At 37.6% G+C, this 16495-nt stretch carries 14 protein-coding genes; 13 read left to right on the top strand and 1 reads right to left on the bottom strand.

From position 1 onward, the window contains the following. The first annotated feature begins 88 nt into the window (after positions 1-88). From hemW to mtaB, 11 genes are all read left to right on the top strand, one after another. Positions 89-1234, top strand: coding sequence for a radical SAM family heme chaperone HemW (gene hemW, locus ACFTQ7_RS04925; protein ID WP_386827573.1), 1146 nt, complete (start codon positions 89-91; stop codon positions 1232-1234). A gap of 89 nt (positions 1235-1323) precedes the next feature. Further along, the gene (hrcA, locus tag ACFTQ7_RS04920; protein WP_349660142.1) at positions 1324-2352 is read left to right on the top strand and encodes a heat-inducible transcriptional repressor HrcA; all 1029 of its coding nucleotides are present in this window, start codon (positions 1324-1326) and stop codon (positions 2350-2352) included. An 18-nt stretch (positions 2353-2370) separates the two neighbouring features. Continuing rightward, on the top strand, positions 2371-2943 hold the full coding sequence (gene grpE / locus ACFTQ7_RS04915; protein WP_386827572.1) for a nucleotide exchange factor GrpE: 573 nt from the start codon (positions 2371-2373) through the stop codon (positions 2941-2943). 78 nt (positions 2944-3021) lie between these two features. Continuing rightward, entirely contained in the window at positions 3022-4860 is a 1839-nt protein-coding gene (dnaK, locus tag ACFTQ7_RS04910) for a molecular chaperone DnaK (protein WP_386827571.1), read from the top strand. A gap of 480 nt (positions 4861-5340) precedes the next feature. Next, positions 5341-6447, top strand: a complete 1107-nt coding sequence (gene dnaJ / locus ACFTQ7_RS04905) for a molecular chaperone DnaJ (protein ID WP_386827570.1) — start codon at positions 5341-5343, stop codon at positions 6445-6447. A gap of 21 nt (positions 6448-6468) precedes the next feature. After that, complete coding sequence (gene prmA / locus ACFTQ7_RS04900) at positions 6469-7410, top strand: 50S ribosomal protein L11 methyltransferase (RefSeq protein ID WP_349660145.1); 942 nt, start codon at positions 6469-6471, stop codon at positions 7408-7410. A gap of 82 nt (positions 7411-7492) precedes the next feature. Then, entirely contained in the window at positions 7493-8230 is a 738-nt protein-coding gene (locus tag ACFTQ7_RS04895; RefSeq protein ID WP_386827569.1) for a 16S rRNA (uracil(1498)-N(3))-methyltransferase, read from the top strand. A gap of 386 nt (positions 8231-8616) precedes the next feature. Continuing rightward, positions 8617-9432, top strand: a complete 816-nt coding sequence (locus tag ACFTQ7_RS04890; RefSeq protein WP_386827568.1) for a CsxC family protein — start codon at positions 8617-8619, stop codon at positions 9430-9432. A gap of 584 nt (positions 9433-10016) precedes the next feature. Further along, the gene (locus ACFTQ7_RS04885) at positions 10017-11465 is read left to right on the top strand and encodes a BC_2427 family protein (RefSeq protein WP_386827567.1); all 1449 of its coding nucleotides are present in this window, start codon (positions 10017-10019) and stop codon (positions 11463-11465) included. Positions 11466-11611: 146 nt separating this feature from the next. Further along, on the top strand, positions 11612-12379 hold the full coding sequence (locus tag ACFTQ7_RS04880) for a CsxC family protein (protein ID WP_386827566.1): 768 nt from the start codon (positions 11612-11614) through the stop codon (positions 12377-12379). A gap of 368 nt (positions 12380-12747) precedes the next feature. Next, positions 12748-14097, top strand: a complete 1350-nt coding sequence (mtaB, locus tag ACFTQ7_RS04875; RefSeq protein WP_386827565.1) for a tRNA (N(6)-L-threonylcarbamoyladenosine(37)-C(2))-methylthiotransferase MtaB — start codon at positions 12748-12750, stop codon at positions 14095-14097. 74 nt (positions 14098-14171) lie between these two features. Here the strand turns inward: mtaB and ACFTQ7_RS04870 are convergent, their stop codons facing one another. Next, positions 14172-14453, bottom strand: a complete 282-nt coding sequence (locus ACFTQ7_RS04870; protein WP_386827564.1) for a hypothetical protein — start codon at positions 14451-14453, stop codon at positions 14172-14174. Positions 14454-14644: 191 nt separating this feature from the next. On the opposite strand from ACFTQ7_RS04870, the gene deoC reads away from it, so the two are divergent. After that, the gene (deoC, locus tag ACFTQ7_RS04865; RefSeq protein ID WP_079563484.1) at positions 14645-15316 is read left to right on the top strand and encodes a deoxyribose-phosphate aldolase; all 672 of its coding nucleotides are present in this window, start codon (positions 14645-14647) and stop codon (positions 15314-15316) included. A 579-nt stretch (positions 15317-15895) separates the two neighbouring features. After that, entirely contained in the window at positions 15896-16381 is a 486-nt protein-coding gene (locus tag ACFTQ7_RS04860) for a DedA family protein (RefSeq protein WP_349660400.1), read from the top strand. The last annotated feature ends 114 nt before the right edge of the window (positions 16382-16495 follow it).

Raw genomic sequence — 16495 nt, 5'->3', positions numbered from 1 at the left:
ATTTTACTGGTTGGATTCATGGCGTTCCATGTCTTGATTGTTTATAATGAGGAAATGGAAAAAGACTAACGAGAAAGAAGGGATAGCTATGGCACGAGGTGTTTACATTCATATTCCTTTTTGTCATCAAATTTGCAACTATTGTGATTTCAATAAATTTTATTTTAAAAATCAACCAGTTGATGAATATATAGAAATGCTTGGCAAGGAGATGGAGCTTGCGACTAAAAAATATCCTGAAAGTTTTAAAAAAATCGAAACGATATTTCTTGGTGGCGGTACACCAACAGCATTAACACCGCAACAAATAGAGAGACTTCTTGAACTTATTCGTACGTACATTCCAATGGGCAGTGTGGCGGAGTTTACGTCAGAGGCCAATCCGGACGAGCTATCAGAAGCGAAATTACAGGCATTATTTGCTGGTGGTGTAAATCGCATAAGCATGGGTGTGCAATCCTTTGATCAAGAGTTGTTAAAAAAGATTGGCCGTACACATAGCAACAATCATGTCTATGAAACAATTGACTTAGCGAAAAAGGTAGGCTTTAAAAACATTAGTTTGGATTTAATGTACGGTTTGCCGGGGCAGACGATGGCGCAATGGAAGGATACTTTAGAAAAAGCGTTCGCGCTTGATATACCACATTATTCCGCTTATTCACTAATTGTTGAGCCGAAAACGATTTTTTATAATCAATACACAAAAGGTAAGCTTCATTTACCAACTGAAGATCTTGAAGCGGATATGTACGAGGTGTTAATGAACCAGATGGAGGCACATGGACTTCATCAATATGAAATTAGTAACTTTGCTCAATCTGGTTTCAGTTCTACACATAACAAAATATACTGGGAAAACGATGAATATGCAGGCTTTGGTGCAGGTGCTCATGGATATTTAGCTGGTGTGCGATATTCAAATCATGGACCATTGAAAAAGTATATGGATGCAGTAAATGCAGGAGAACTACCAATTGTATATGAACATGTTGTAACAAAGAAAGAAAAATGTGAAGAGCAAATGTTTTTAGGACTGCGTAAAACGGAAGGAATTACACACACTATATATGAAGAAAAATTTAATGAATCCATGCATAGGCATTACTCACATATCATAGAAAAATTAGTTTCAGAAGGTCTATTGGAGCATGATACTAAAGGAATTCGCCTTACTCGAAAAGGTCGTTTTGTAGGGAATGAAGTATTTCAACAATTTTTACTAGAAGATTGAGCGATATCGTTGACATAAAATGTAGGATTTGATAACTTAATAATAGTATTAGCACTCCTCTTGGTTGAGTGCTAACAGAGGTGATGATCATGCTAACAAATCGGCAATTACAAATATTGCAAGCTATAGTAGACGATTTTATTATGTTTGCACAGCCGGTAGGTTCTCGCCAAATCTCCAAAAAGCAAGAGATTACATTTAGTCCAGCCACAATTCGAAATGAAATGGCGGATTTAGAGGAATTAGGCTTCTTGGAAAAAACGCACACTTCCTCTGGTCGAGTGCCTTCGGAAAAGGGTTATAGATTTTATGTAGATCATTTGCTGAGCCCGCAAGGCATTAATTCAAGGGACATTCAGCAAATCCAATCAATTTTCAATGATCGTTTAGTAGAAGTAGAGCATATTATCCGAAAGTCAGCCAATATTTTATCGGAGCTGACATCGTATACATCGATTCTTTTAGGACCAGATGTCCAAAGGCATCGTGTTAAGCGATTTTCAATTGTGCCACTCTCTAGCGATGCAGCAGTAGCGATTATCGTAACGAGTAATGGGCATGTTGAAAATCGCATGTTTAATTTACCTCCTAATTTTACCGCTTCTGATTTAGAGAAAATGGTGAATATCTTAAATGAACGTCTAATTGGTGAGTCATTAGAAGATATTCATAAAAAACTCGAAGCTGAAGTGCTAACAGTATTACAACAGCATGTTCAATCAGCGGATGATTTTATTCGCTCTCTCGTGACAGCGACGATGCATAATTCGGAAAGTAAAATTTTTTATGGTGGTAAAACAAATATGTTCAACCAACCGGAATTCCACGATTTAAATAAAGTCCGGATGATTTTGGACTTAATGGAAACGACTAGCCAAGTGCAGTCGCTCTTCCATCCTAATGAATCGGGCATTCATATTCGTATAGGCTCGGAAAATAAACAACTAGAAATGGAAAACTGTAGTGTCATTACGACCACTTATTCTATTGGTGAAGAACAGCAAGGGGCTATAGCAATTATTGGTCCAACACGAATGGATTATAAACGTGTTGTTGCTTTACTAGATGTAATGCGCATGGATTTAACACAAGCCTTTACGAAGAATCGTAGTGATTGATAATGAGGAGGATTTCAAGTGACGGAAACAACTGAAAACAAAGACCTTGTACAAGAAGATGTACAAGCTGAAAATGAAGTAGAAGAAACAGAAGTTAAAGTAGAAGAACAAGAAGTCGAATTAACAATCGAAGAACAGTACGAAGCAAAGCTAGCTGAGTTACAAGCAAAGCTAGACGATGAGGAAAACCGTCATCTACGTTTACGTGCTGACTTCGATAACATTCGTCGTCGCAACCAACTTGATCGTGAGGCTGCTGAAAAGTATCGCGCTCAAACTTTACTGTCAGATTTACTGCCAGTCATCGATAATTTTGAGCGTGCTTTACAAGTTGAAGCGACTTCAGAAGAAACGGCTTCTATCGTAAAAGGTATTGAAATGGTGTACCGTTCTCTGATCGAAGCAACTGAGAAGGAAGGCTTGCAAATTATTAAAGCTGAAGGTGAGCAATTTGATCCAAATGTTCACCAAGCTGTTATGCAGGAGCAAGATAGTGAAAAAGAGGCTGGTGTTGTCTTACGCGAGCTTCAAAAAGGTTATATGTTAAAGGATCGCGTATTACGCCCAACGATGGTATCTGTGAACGAATAGACTTAGTACTATTTAGTTAATTACAATTATTAGTTAGAAAACGCATCATTTGCGTTTCAATAATAGGAGGAAATTTTAATGAGCAAAATTATCGGTATTGACTTAGGAACAACAAACTCATGTGTCTCTGTCCTTGAAGGCGGAGAACCAAAAGTAATTCCAAACCCAGAAGGAAACCGTACAACACCATCTGTTGTTGCATTTAAAGGCGGCGAACGTCAAGTTGGTGAAGTAGCGAAACGTCAATCAGTAACAAACCCTAACACAATTATTTCTATTAAATCTAAAATGGGTACATCTGAAAAAGTTCAAGTGGAAGATAAAGAATATACACCACAAGAAGTTTCTGCAATGATTCTTCAATACTTAAAAGGTTATGCTGAAGATTACTTAGGTGAAAAAGTAACAAAAGCAGTTATTACTGTACCTGCTTACTTCAACGATGCTCAACGTCAAGCTACAAAAGACGCTGGTAAAATCGCTGGTTTAGAAGTAGAACGTATTATTAACGAACCAACAGCTGCTGCACTTGCTTATGGTTTAGACAAACAAGATACAGATCAAAAAGTATTAGTATTTGACCTTGGTGGCGGTACATTTGACGTATCTATTCTTGAATTAGGTGACGGTGTATTTGAAGTATTAGCAACAGCTGGTGATAACAAACTAGGTGGGGACGATTTCGACGATGCTATCATCGAGTATCTTGTAGCAGAATTCAAAAAAGAAAATGGCATTGACCTTTCAAAAGATAAAATGGCTATGCAACGTCTAAAAGACGCAGCTGAAAAAGCGAAAAAAGACTTATCAGGTGTAACTTCTACTCAAATTTCTTTACCATTCATCACTGCTGGTGAAGCGGGTCCATTACACTTAGAAATTTCTTTAACTCGTGCTAAATTTGACGAAATTACATTACCATTAGTAAACCGTACAGTAGGTCCAGTACGTCAAGCATTATCTGATGCAGGTCTTTCAACATCTGAAATTGACCAAGTAATCTTAGTTGGTGGTTCTACTCGTATTCCAGCTGTACAAGAAGCTGTACGTAAAGAAACTAATAAAGAACCACACCGCGGTGTAAACCCTGATGAAGTTGTAGCAATGGGTGCTGCAGTTCAAGGTGGCGTATTAACTGGTGATGTGAAAGACGTAGTTCTACTTGACGTAACTCCACTTTCATTAGGTATCGAAACTATGGGTGGCGTATTCACAAAATTAATTGACCGTAATACTACGATCCCAACATCTAAATCACAAGTATTCTCAACTGCGGCTGACAACCAACCAGCAGTAGATATTCACGTACTTCAAGGTGAACGTTCAATGGCAGCTGACAACAAAACATTAGGTCGCTTCCAATTATCGGATATTCCGCCAGCACCACGTGGCGTACCACAAATCGAAGTAACATTCGATATTGATAAAAATGGTATCGTATCTGTTAAAGCGAAAGACCTTGGTACAAACAAAGAACAAACAATTGTTATCCAATCTGATTCTGGTTTATCTGAGGAAGAAATCGAACGTATGGTAAAAGATGCTGAGGCAAATGCTGAGGCGGATACTAAACGTAAAGAGGAAGCAGATCTTCGCAACGAAGCTGACCAATTAGTGTTCCAAGTTGACAAAACAATTGCTGACTTAGGCGAACAAATTACAGAAGACGAGAAAAAATCTGTTGAAGATGCTCGTGATGAACTGAAAAAAGCGCTTGAAGCTGGCGAATTAGAAGGCATTAAATCTGCTAAAGAAAAACTAGAAGGTGTATTACAACCACTAGTAATGAAAGTGTATGAACAAGCTGCAGCAGCTGCTCAAGCAGCTCAAGGTGGCGAAGCAGGTGCAGAAGCTGGCGAGGGTAAAAAAGACGACATCGTAGATGCTGACTTTGAAGAAGTAAAAGACGATAAATAATAGTAAGTTACACAGTTAAGTGAAGAAGCCAAAGACCGCTTGCGGCTTTGGCTTTTCTCTTTATGTTTAGCTATATCCTATGACCATGTAGTCGTCTAGTTGCTATATTATTTGTGAGAAAAGGGAAAAAACATGGATTAGGAAAATATAGGTTTATTACTGATTGTAGCGTAGGGCTACTCGACTCCAGCGGGAAAGTGAGACAGACGAGACCCTGCACGGAGCGCAGCGGCGGAAGCGGCGGAAGCGGCTCGACGCTCGCCCGCAGGAAGCCTTGCTCTGCGCGAAAGCGAAGCGTCAGCGACAAAGCGAGTGGCCCATAGTGGAAATCAGAGCCTTCTAATTAATAAGATTGGATAAAAATGATTAATCAACCCCTTTGGTACAACAATTGTAATGTATATTTAATAATAAAATAGAGGCAGTTTTTTTAACTGCATGATACAATAGATTTTATGCAAAAAGAGCGGAGTGTGAATCATGGAGAAACGCGATTACTACGAGGTGCTTGGTTTAACGAAATCGGCTTCTAAAGATGAAATTAAAAAAGCATACCGTAAATTATCAAAGCAATACCATCCTGACCTTAATAAAGAGCCAGGTGCAGATGAAAAATTCAAAGAAATCGCTGAAGCTTATGAAGTATTAAGTGACGATCAGAAAAAAGCACGCTATGATCAATTTGGCCACGAAGATCCAAATGCAGGCTTCGGAGGCGGTGGCTTTGGCGGCTTCGAGGATATTTTCAGCTCATTCTTTGGTGGTAGCGGTCGCCGTCAGGACCCGAATGCACCACGCAAAGGTGATGACCTTCAATATCGTATGAATATTACGTTTGAGGAAGCAATTTTCGGAAAAGAAACTGAAATCGAAATTCCTAAAGACGAAGTATGTGATACTTGCCAAGGTTCAGGTGCAAAACCAGGTACTAATCCAGAGACATGTTCAACATGTCAAGGTGCTGGTCAAGTAAATCAGGCAGTAGATACACCATTTGGCCGTATGATGAATCGTCGTACTTGTTCTACATGTCAAGGTGCAGGTAAAATCATTAAAGAAAAATGTTCTACTTGTCGTGGTGAAGGAAAAGTTCAACAACGTAAGAAAATCAAAGTTAACATTCCAGCAGGTGTTGACGATGGTCAGCAAGTTCGTGTGTCTAGTCAAGGTGAGCCAGGTATAAATGGAGGACCTGCGGGGGATTTATATATTATGTTCCGCGTTCAAGGACATAAAGAGTTTGAGCGTGATGGCGATGATATTTATTTCGAACTAAAACTGACATTCCCACAAGCAGCTCTTGGTGATGAAATTGAAGTTCCGACTGTTCATGGGAAAGTAAAACTACGTATTCCAGCGGGAACACAGTCAGGTGCACAATTCCGTCTAAAAGACAAAGGTGTTAAAAACGTCCATGGCTATGGTACAGGGAATCAATATGTAACAGTAAAAGTTGTAACGCCAGAAAAATTAACAGAAAAACAAAAGCAATTACTACGTGAATTTGCGGAAATCAGTGGTGATATTCCTGAAGAGCAAGGAAGCACACTATTCGATAAAATTAAGAAAAAATTCCAAGGTGAATAATTAGAGGAGCTGAAGAGCTACGTGAAGTGGTCAGAGTTATCCATTCATACAAAAAATGAAGCGGTAGAAGCAATTTCGAATATTTTGCATGAAGCAGGGGCAAGTGGTGTGGTTATTGAGGATTCTGCAGAATTTGCGAAGCCACGAGAAGATCAGTATGGTGAAATTTATGCGTTAAATGAAGCGGATTTTCCGAAAGATGGTGTTATTGTTAAGGCTTACTTATCAGAGTCTAGTTTTTTAAATGAAACAGTCGAAGAAATTAAGGCGGCTATAACGAATCTAACGAACTTCAACATCGATATTGGTGAAAATGTTGTTTCGATTGTGGAAGTTAACGAGGAAGACTGGGCAACAGCATGGAAGCAATACTATCATCCTGTAAAAATTTCTGAACGCTTTACAATCGTACCAACATGGGAAGAATATGTACCAGTATCAACGGATGAACTAATTATTGAATTAGATCCTGGTATGGCTTTCGGTACAGGAACTCACCCTACAACTGTTATGTGTTTACAGGGGCTTGAGAAGGTTGTAAAAGAGGAAGATATGGTTATCGATATCGGAACGGGTTCAGGCGTTCTATCAATCGGTGCAGCCTTACTAGGAGCAAAGAGCGTGCATGCACTTGATTTAGACGAAGTAGCTGTACGTTCAGCACAAGAAAATGTTGCATTAAATAAAGTGGATGATAAAGTTTCAGTATTCCATGGGAACTTATTGGATACTGTAAAGGAACCAGCTGATGTCGTTGTGGCTAATATTTTAGCAGAAATTATTATGTCCTTTACTGACGATGCATTTTCAATTGTTAAACCGGGTGGATTATATGTCACTTCAGGCATCATTGCCGCAAAACGTGATGATGTAAAAGCAGCACTAGAAGCTTCAGGCTTTGTAATCGAAGAAGTATTATTAATGGAAGATTGGGTAGCGATCATTGCCCGTCGACCACAATAAGTGGACTGAGGAAGCGCCAAATCGGGAGCCGAGTGCTTGTGATTTGGCGTTTTCTCTTCTTTCTAGAAAGGAGTACGGTTAAATGCAGCGATATTTTATTGAGACATCCATAGAGGAAGCACGAATTAGCGGAGAAGATGCCCGACATATTGAACGGGTAATGCGTATGAAAGAGGGCGACAAAATCGTAGTTGTCGCACAAAATACTGCTCATATTTGTGAAATTTCAGCCTTTGAAGGGGATGAGGTACACGTTCAAACTACGGGTGAAATCGTTCCTTCACCAGAGTTACCTGTCCATGTAACAGTGGGATGTGGGTTGCCGAAGGGCGATAAGTTAGAACTGATTACACAAAAGGCGACAGAGCTTGGAATGTTTGCCTTGTTGCCATTTGAAGCGGAGCGTTCCATCGTTAAATGGGATAAAAAGAAAGGTGCCAAAAAGCAAGAGCGTCTACAAAAAATTGCAAAAGAAGCAGCTGAGCAATCCCATCGTACACATATCCCAGAAATATATGAACCGATCTCTTTTAAACAGCTAGTAGAACAAGTAGGCAATTTCGACGCCGTTTTTATAGCGGATGAAGAAGATGCAAAAGCAGAACAACGTACAAGGTTTGCAGAGAAGCTAAAAAACGTGTATGACAAGAAGTCAAAATCTATTCTTATTATCTTTGGTCCTGAAGGCGGCATTGCACGAAAAGAAGCGGATGCCCTGCTTCAAGCAGGTGCTCAAACGATGTCTTTAGGACCCCGAATTTTACGAGCAGAAACGGCACCACTCTATGCACTATCTGCAATATCTTATGAATTTGAATGAGACAGCGTTTAACCATGTCAAAAGAGGATTTTCACACACTTATCAGTGCATGAGTAAACATCATTATTATTGCGTATATATGCAGTCGTGCAAGGTTTAAAAACTACATTCAATGACTGTTTTTATTAGGTAATCCTATAAGTAGAGCCGATTCAAAAAACTTTGAATCGGTTTTTTTAGTAAAATCCCATGTTGAAGGAACGTTGTCAAATCAGGTATCACAACGGTGAGTATATGGCATTGTGTTCATTTTTAACCCTCACCTCAAAAATCCCTTTATTTAAATGAGTAAAAAACTAGTATACGCGTCCATTCATAGATTTAATTGCTACATATTCTGATACTGAGAGCTCTCGAATACTACAAAATGAAAAGAGGGGAATTTTTTGAGTGGTCAATGTGAAAATCAAAATCAAGTGCCACCTTGTCCAGTAACATCAACTGAACAAATACCATTAAATAGTGAGGCTACTATACTAGCCGCTACACCGGTTACGGCACCAACTATTAAAGTTCCAGTTGCACTTGCAGAACCAACACTTCAAATAGTTGTGGAATCAGATATTACGCTGGATCCTGCAGCAACTGAAATCAAAAGAGTGAAAAAAAATGTTTTCCTAAATCAAGTTAAATTAGTGCCGGTTCGATTTGCACGTATTGATAACACTGATTTTTTTAGGGTAACAAGAGCTAAATTGTTTGTAGCAGGACATATTCGTAAAAATATAGAATATGCTTCAGCGGCATGTAATGGAGCGCTACAAGATAGAATTGCTGATGTTCCGTTTTCTGGTTTTACAGAACTTATTTTCCCACAAACACCTGGAGGCACTACTCCGATCATCGGAATTTCCGAGTTTGCCGAAGCGAACTTCCTGAATGAAAGAACTCAATTGGATGCTCGGTTGGATAAGGCTTTCTTCCAAAATCTTGTGAAGTACAATGAACAACCATTTGGCGAGTTAGTCGCTGCGAACTTCTTTGAACTTGATTTTTCGCCAGTTATGACATCACCAGAAGGTACTTTCCGCACATTGCGTGAAAAAATTGTTCTGGATCTTACAGTAAAAGTACTGCAAGTTCAACAAGTCCGCCTTGGGGCTGGTAGTGCTGTAATAACGCCTGTTTTACCAGGATTGACTCCACCGGTTAGTCCTGCTGATCCACCAGTTAGACCTGAGCCTCCTTCTAATCCTTGTTAAATCATTAGTTTTAGAGGAGCAAGTAGATAAAAACTGGTATTTCTAGGGGTACTGAAAATCCAATATTTGAGTTTTGGCAGTTGACAGTTTGATTGAATAGAACTGTTAACTGCCTTTTTGCTATATATTATCGGGTTGAAAACGAAATAATGTAAAGATAGATATTTTCTATTTAAGTAATCGTCTTAAACGCATGAATATCGAATTTTCTACAGAGATTTGGAAAGTACCGAGTGGCAAAAGTAAAAGTAATGCATAAAATGGATTGTAATTATAAATGCAACACTTAGATCAAAATAAAAGAAAAAGAGTTTAGCTGTTATCAGACATTAGAAAGAGAAAATGATAATCGCTGTCTTTAACCGATCAATATTCATTAAGGCAACGTGGAAATAATAAAAACGAAAAAGGGTTATAGTGTGAGTTTTTCTTGAAGAAACGGATTTTGAACATATCTCTCAAGAATAACGCATAAAGTCTGAATATTTGATCAAAAAGCTGTCTTGGCTGGAAAAATGCGTAGGAGTTTTTTACGGATCAACTGTTGCACGTTATTTGTCAATACATTATTTAGGAGTGAACTAATGAAAACTCCATGGATTAATTTTAGAAAAATGAAAGAAATAAGTTCCAAACAAAAAGTTTTTATCAATTGTAATTATCAAATTAAACCCAAGAAAAAGATAGATCATACACCTCAACTAGATACTACATGTGACATTTCATATTCTTTAAATGCCGATTTTATAAATAATGACCTTGCTATAGAAAAAGATGAAACCAGCCTTGCAACGCATCTAAATCCCGATAGTGAGCTACTCATTCCTCCTGAAATTGATGTTGAAAATGAAATGAACGATCCCCTTAATAAAGAAGAAGCTGATGATACCAGTCCTGTAGAAGAAGAGGATCTTGCAACGCATCTAAATCCCGCTAGTGAGCTACACATCCCTTCTGAAGCTGATGTAGAGAATGAAATGAATGATCTCCTTAATAAAGAAGAGGCGGATGAAACCAGTCCTGTGGAAGAGGATCTAGCAGCGCATTTAGATCCTAATAGCGAGCTACACATCTCTTCTAAAGTTGATGTAGAGAATGAAATGAATGATCTCCTTAATAAAGAAGAGGCGGATGAAACCAGTCCTGTGGAAGAAGAAGGTCTAGCAGCGCATTTAGATCCTAATAGCGAGCTACACATCACATCTAAAGTTGATGTAGAGATTGATACAGAAGAGATGGAGAAAAACAATTCTACAGGTGATATTAGTGTATCTACTAGTTCAGCGCAAGGGCAAATAAATTCTATAACCAAAAAAAGTCTAATTTCTACTCATATAGAAATTGATGATTTTCTTCATGCTCCTATTTGTGGTGAGGTTGTTAAAAATACATTTGATTTTCTTGATTTAAACAATCAACTTACCCCTCAACTTGAAACCAAACTATTTAATACGTCAACGGATTATCCTGAACAGCCCGATTGTCGTCTAGTTCACTCAAAAATTAATGAAATAATATTTTTAATGAAAAATGATACTTATGAAAAAAATAAACAGACGAGTAATCCGTCTAAATCAGTTGTAGTTCCTTTACATAACACACAATCAATTAAAAAGGGAGAAACAAATAATCACTCTTACGCTTCTGATGATGTTATGCATATTAGAGTTCCTGTTGTAGTAGGGGAATATAAAATTGAAATATGTCTTGAAGAATTTATTCAATTTGACAAAGGAATTGTGGGGGTAAAAGATATCTCGAATGAGGTAGTACTAACCAATTGTAGATTCGTACCTAGTCAGTTTTCCCGATCATTGAATAATGGGACATGTACAGCGTTAAAGGGAAAATTATTTATTGAAGGCTTTATAAATCAAAATATTGAATATACTACATTTCAGACTACAAATGCAGTACCTGCACAAGATGAATCATTAATTCATTCAAACCAATTGTGCCAAAATATAGTATTAGAATTAATCATTCATATGCTACAAGTACAGAAAATTCGAGTCCGTTATGACAGTCAGTAATTAAAACGTATCTCTTAGCTCAAAAAACCCTTTTTTTAATATCAGAAAAAAACTAGTATATACGTCCATGCATAGAGTTAATAGCTACATATTCTAGCAATATAGAGAGCGCTCTCTAATGACAAAAAATGAAAAGAGGGAATTTTTTGAGTGATCAAATAGAAAATCAAATGCTACCTTGTCCTGTAGCATCAACTGAACAAATACCTTTAAATAGTGAGGCTACTCCACTAATCGCTACACCAGTTACAGCTCCAACTATTAAAGTTCCAGTTGTACTTGCAGAGCCAACACTTCAAATAGTTGTGGAGTCAGATATTACGCTTACTCCTGCAGCAACTGAAATCAAAAGAGTGAAAAAAAATGTATTCCTAAATCAAGTTAAATTAGTGCCGGTTAGATTTGCACGTATTGATAACACTGACTTTTTCAGAGTAACAAGAGCTAAATTATTTGTAGCAGGACATATTCGTAAAAATATTGAATATGCTTCATCAGCATGTAATGGCGCACTTCGTGATAGAATTGCAGACGTTCCGTTTTCTGGTTTTACTGAACTAATTTTTCCACAAACACCTGGTGGCACTACTCCAATCATAGGAATTTCTGAGTTTGCCGAAGCGAACTTCCTGAATGAAAGAACTCAAATGGATGCTCGATTGGATAAGGCATTCTTCCAAAATCTCGTGAAGTACAATGAACAACCATTTGGCGAGTTAGTTGCTGCAAACTTCTTTGAACTTGATTTTTCACCAATTATGGCAGCACCAGAAGGTACTTTCAGCACATTACGCGAAAAAATTGTTCTGGATCTTACAGTAAAAGTACTGCAAGTTCAACAAGTTCGCCTTGGAACGGGTAGTACTGTAGTAACTCCTGTTCTTTTAGGACTTACTCCTCCAGTTAGCCCATAATTTAGTTTTTAGAGGTGCAGAACAACAGTACAAATTAAAGGGCTGTTCAATGAGAAAATGTAATTGAAAAAACTGCCCAAGACTATTTAAAGGCACTGATAAAAATTTACTATTTGAGTTGGCAGTTGAAAATTAGAGTGAATCTAAATTTTTAACTGCCTTTTTGCAATTTATTTTGAGATTGGGCTTTTTTTCTTTTATATTATTTGTATTTTTAGTAGAGTAACTCTTATTAGTAATTACTTTTCATTTATATATTTTTTGAAGCCTAGCCAAAAAGCTAGGCTCATTATATTTATTTGTGCTATTATAAGACACGTTGATAATTTAATTTATTGTAGTGTACTCTTGAAAGGATGATATATATTATGAGTAACGAGCGATCAAAAATCGTGAGTTTCCATACTCTAGGTTGTAAAGTAAATCATTATGAAACAGAAGCAATTTGGCAGTTGTTTAAAGAAGAAGGCTATGATCGTACGGAGTTTGATCGTCAAGCAGACGTCTATGTCATTAATACATGTACAGTAACAAATACAGGGGATAAAAAATCACGTCAAGTTATTCGTCGAGCTATTCGTCAAAACCCAGACGCTGTCATTTGTGTTACAGGCTGTTACGCTCAAACATCTCCAGCTGAAATTATGGCGATTCCTGGTGTTGACATTGTTGTAGGAACACAGGATCGTACAAAATTACTTGGCTACATAGATCAATATCTTACTGAACGCCAACCAATTAATGCTGTGCGCAATATTATGAAAAATCGTGTTTATGAGGAATTAGATGTGCCTGCATTTACAGACCGTACACGCGCATCGTTAAAAATACAAGAAGGCTGTAATAACTTCTGTACGTTTTGTATTATTCCATGGGCACGTGGGTTAATGCGCTCTCGAGATCCTCAAGAAGTATTGAGCCAAGCCCAACAACTAGTGGACGCAGGGTATCTTGAAATTGTTCTAACTGGTATTCATACAGGTGGCTATGGACAAGACTTAAAAGATTACAATTTAGCCCAGCTTCTACGTGATTTAGAGGCAAATGTAAAAGGCTTAAAACGTCTTCGTATTTCTTCGATTGAGGCAAGTCAATTAACAGATGAAGTGATTGAAGTTTTACGTGAATCAAAAATCGTAGTTAATCACCTACACATTCCAATCCAATCTGGCTCTGATACAGTTTTAAAACGTATGCGTCGTAAGTATACAATGGAGTTCTTCGGTGAACGTTTAACTAAACTACATGAAGCTTTACCAGACTTGGCTGTCACTTCTGACGTAATCGTAGGTTTCCCAGGTGAAACTGAGGAAGAGTTCATGGAAACATATAACTTTATTCGTGACCATAAGTTTTCTGAATTACACGTATTCCCATTCTCTCCACGTACAGGTACACCAGCTGCACGCATGGAGGACCAAATTGACGAAAATATTAAAAACGAACGTGTTCACCGATTAATCGCTTTAAATGATCAATTAGCGAAGGAATATTCTTCTCGCTTTGAAGATCAAGTGCTAGAGGTAATTCCTGAAGAATTCGTGCATGATGAAAGCGGTGAGGCAGGGCTTTTAACAGGTTATACTGATAATTACTTAAAAGTAGTATTTGAAGGTCCTGAAAGCCTAATCGGTCAGCTTGTAAAAGTGAAAATTACGCAAGCTGGATACCCTCATTCTAAAGGACAATTTGTTCGTGTATTAGAAACTATAAAATAACAAAAGAGTACCTATGAATAGAAACACCGTTCAAACTTTGAACGGTGTTTTGCTATATTTTAACTTCTTTCTGTCTAAATACCGCGGAAGTGAGGAATACCCGCGGAAGCGTGGGAATACCCGCGGAAGCGAAGCGAATACCCGCGGAAGGAGAGTGAATACCCGCGGAAGGAGAGTAAATACCCGCGGAAGGAGAGTAAATACTCGCGGAAGGAGAGTGAATACCTGGGGAAGTGTGGAATACCCGCGGAAGGAGAGTGAATACCCGCGGAAGCGAAGCGAATACCCGCGGAAGGAGAGTAAATACCCGCGGAAGCGAAGCGAATACCCGCGAAAGCGGAGTAAATACTCGCCAAAGCAGAGCCACGGAGTCGAATGTGCAAGCACAAACACGATTCCGGATGTAATTATGCCTAGGGATAATGGAGTTGTTTCTAAAATAATTTGAATTCATCTAATTTCATTCAAAATTAGACGGAAACGTTAAAAAATGTTATGATTCCAGAGAGGTACGTACAACTTGTTGATAGAAGGAGAGTCTAATAAAATGGAGCAAAATTTCGCACGTATGATTGATCACACATTATTAAAGGCTGAAGCTACAAAAGAGCAAATCGAAAAATTGTGTGCAGAGGCAAAACAATTTAACTTTGCTTCTGTTTGTGTAAATCCAACTTGGGTGAAATATAGCAGCGAGCTTTTACAAGGCTCAGATGTTTTAGTTTGTACAGTAATAGGCTTCCCTTTAGGTGCTAACACACCAGCTGTTAAAGCATTCGAAGCGAAAGATGCGATTGCTAACGGTGCAAAAGAGGTAGACATGGTTATCAATATCGGTGCATTAAAGGATAAAAACTATGACCTTGTGCAAGCAGATATTGCTGCAGTTGTTGAAGCGGCAAAAGGTAGCGCACTTGTAAAAGTAATTATTGAATCTTGCCTACTAACAGATGAAGAAAAAGTTAAAGCTTGTGAGCTAGCTGTGGCAGCAGGTACTGACTATGTGAAAACATCAACAGGTTTTTCTACTGGTGGCGCAACTGCAGAAGATATTGCCTTAATGCGTAAAACAGTAGGCCCAGATTTAGGTGTAAAAGCTTCTGGCGGTGTACGAAGCTTAGAAGATATGCAAAAGATGGTTGAGGCTGGAGCTACTCGTATTGGAGCAAGTTCTGGTGTTGCTATTATGAACGGATTAATTGCAGATTCTAATTATTAATAGTAAGGACTACGGGGCTGTTCGTTATGGACTAGCCCCGTTTTCATTGAAAATTTGATTGAGAGTCTAATAATGGAAAATATTCATTTCCTGAAATGATATTCCTGTACATAAAAAATGAGCAAATTGATAAATTCCATTACCATTTATGGATGATTATTATAAAAATTTAACCTATTGAACGATTGTTGTTGTTTTATTCACAATACACCTCTTTTTAACTCATGGTAGATGATGTATTATGAAAAGTACTTGTAAAAATGTACAGAGAGGAATATCATCATTTTTATGTGTTATCATTAAGAATCTTATGAATATAAAAATCTTGATGATTGGGTCATTTTACAAGAACTTTGTATAGATACGAACCGAATTTTTACATAGCTTAGTAACATCGATAATATAGGGAATTTAAGATTGAATGCGTAGATCATTAGCAGGTCAATCAAATACTATTATTTAATCTTAATTGCCTCTCCGTTTTTAATAATCCTTCGAGTGTTTTAAATGAAAAATGGGGGAATATATGATGTTTAATGAAATAGGTAACGATTTGTATTAAAAAAGGAGAAACTATTCGTGGAATTCATAAGCAGTTTTATAAGTCAATATGGATACCTAGCTATATTTTTAATCTTATCTTTAGGAATAATTGGCTTACCCATTCCCGATGAGATCTTAATGACGTTTGTGGGATTTTTGTGTCATGAGGGACATTTAAACTTTCTATTGAGTATTATCTTAAGCTTTTTAGGTGCATCCACTGGTATGGTATTTAGCTATGCAATTGGAAATAAATTAGGAACACCATTAATAATAAAATATGGAAAGTGGTTTGGACTAAATAATAGACGGTTTACTAAAGTTGAACGTTGGTTTCATCGTTTTGGACCGTGGACAATAATTATAGGATATTTTGTTCCGGGGATTAGACACGTTACAAGTTACATGTCTGGAATCACACAGATGAAGTTTAGTACTTTTCTGGCTTTTGCTTGTTTTGGGGCGATGGTATGGGTAATTATTTTTATTTCTATAGGGTATTTTCTTGGAGTAACATTTTAAAAATAAATAGGTGTAATTTTTATCTGTGCGTCTGATGAGCAAAGAGACCCTACCAAACTAAACATAAAATATAGCTCGCATTTTTTAAAATGCGAGTTTTATTACGTGTTCGTA

Source organism: Lysinibacillus sp. NPDC056959 (assembly GCF_042674095.1).
Taxonomy (GTDB): Bacteria; Bacillota; Bacilli; order Bacillales_A; family Planococcaceae; genus Lysinibacillus; species Lysinibacillus zambalensis.
Note: the sequence above shows the minus strand (reverse complement) of the source record. Positions and strands in the feature narration are given on the sequence as shown.

Bases quoted from the DNA above. Each gene is read 5' to 3' on its own strand.
- hemW (WP_386827573.1), top strand. From the start codon at position 89: ATGGCACGAGGTGTTTACATTCATATTCCTTTTTGTCATCAAATTTGC.
- hrcA (WP_349660142.1), top strand. From the start codon at position 1,324: ATGCTAACAAATCGGCAATTACAAATATTGCAAGCTATAGTAGACGAT.
- dnaK (WP_386827571.1), top strand. From the start codon at position 3,022: ATGAGCAAAATTATCGGTATTGACTTAGGAACAACAAACTCATGTGTC.
- dnaJ (WP_386827570.1), top strand. From the start codon at position 5,341: ATGGAGAAACGCGATTACTACGAGGTGCTTGGTTTAACGAAATCGGCT.
- ACFTQ7_RS04895 (WP_386827569.1), top strand. From the start codon at position 7,493: ATGCAGCGATATTTTATTGAGACATCCATAGAGGAAGCACGAATTAGC.
- ACFTQ7_RS04885 (WP_386827567.1), top strand. From the start codon at position 10,017: ATGAAAACTCCATGGATTAATTTTAGAAAAATGAAAGAAATAAGTTCC.
- mtaB (WP_386827565.1), top strand. From the start codon at position 12,748: ATGAGTAACGAGCGATCAAAAATCGTGAGTTTCCATACTCTAGGTTGT.
- deoC (WP_079563484.1), top strand. From the start codon at position 14,645: ATGGAGCAAAATTTCGCACGTATGATTGATCACACATTATTAAAGGCT.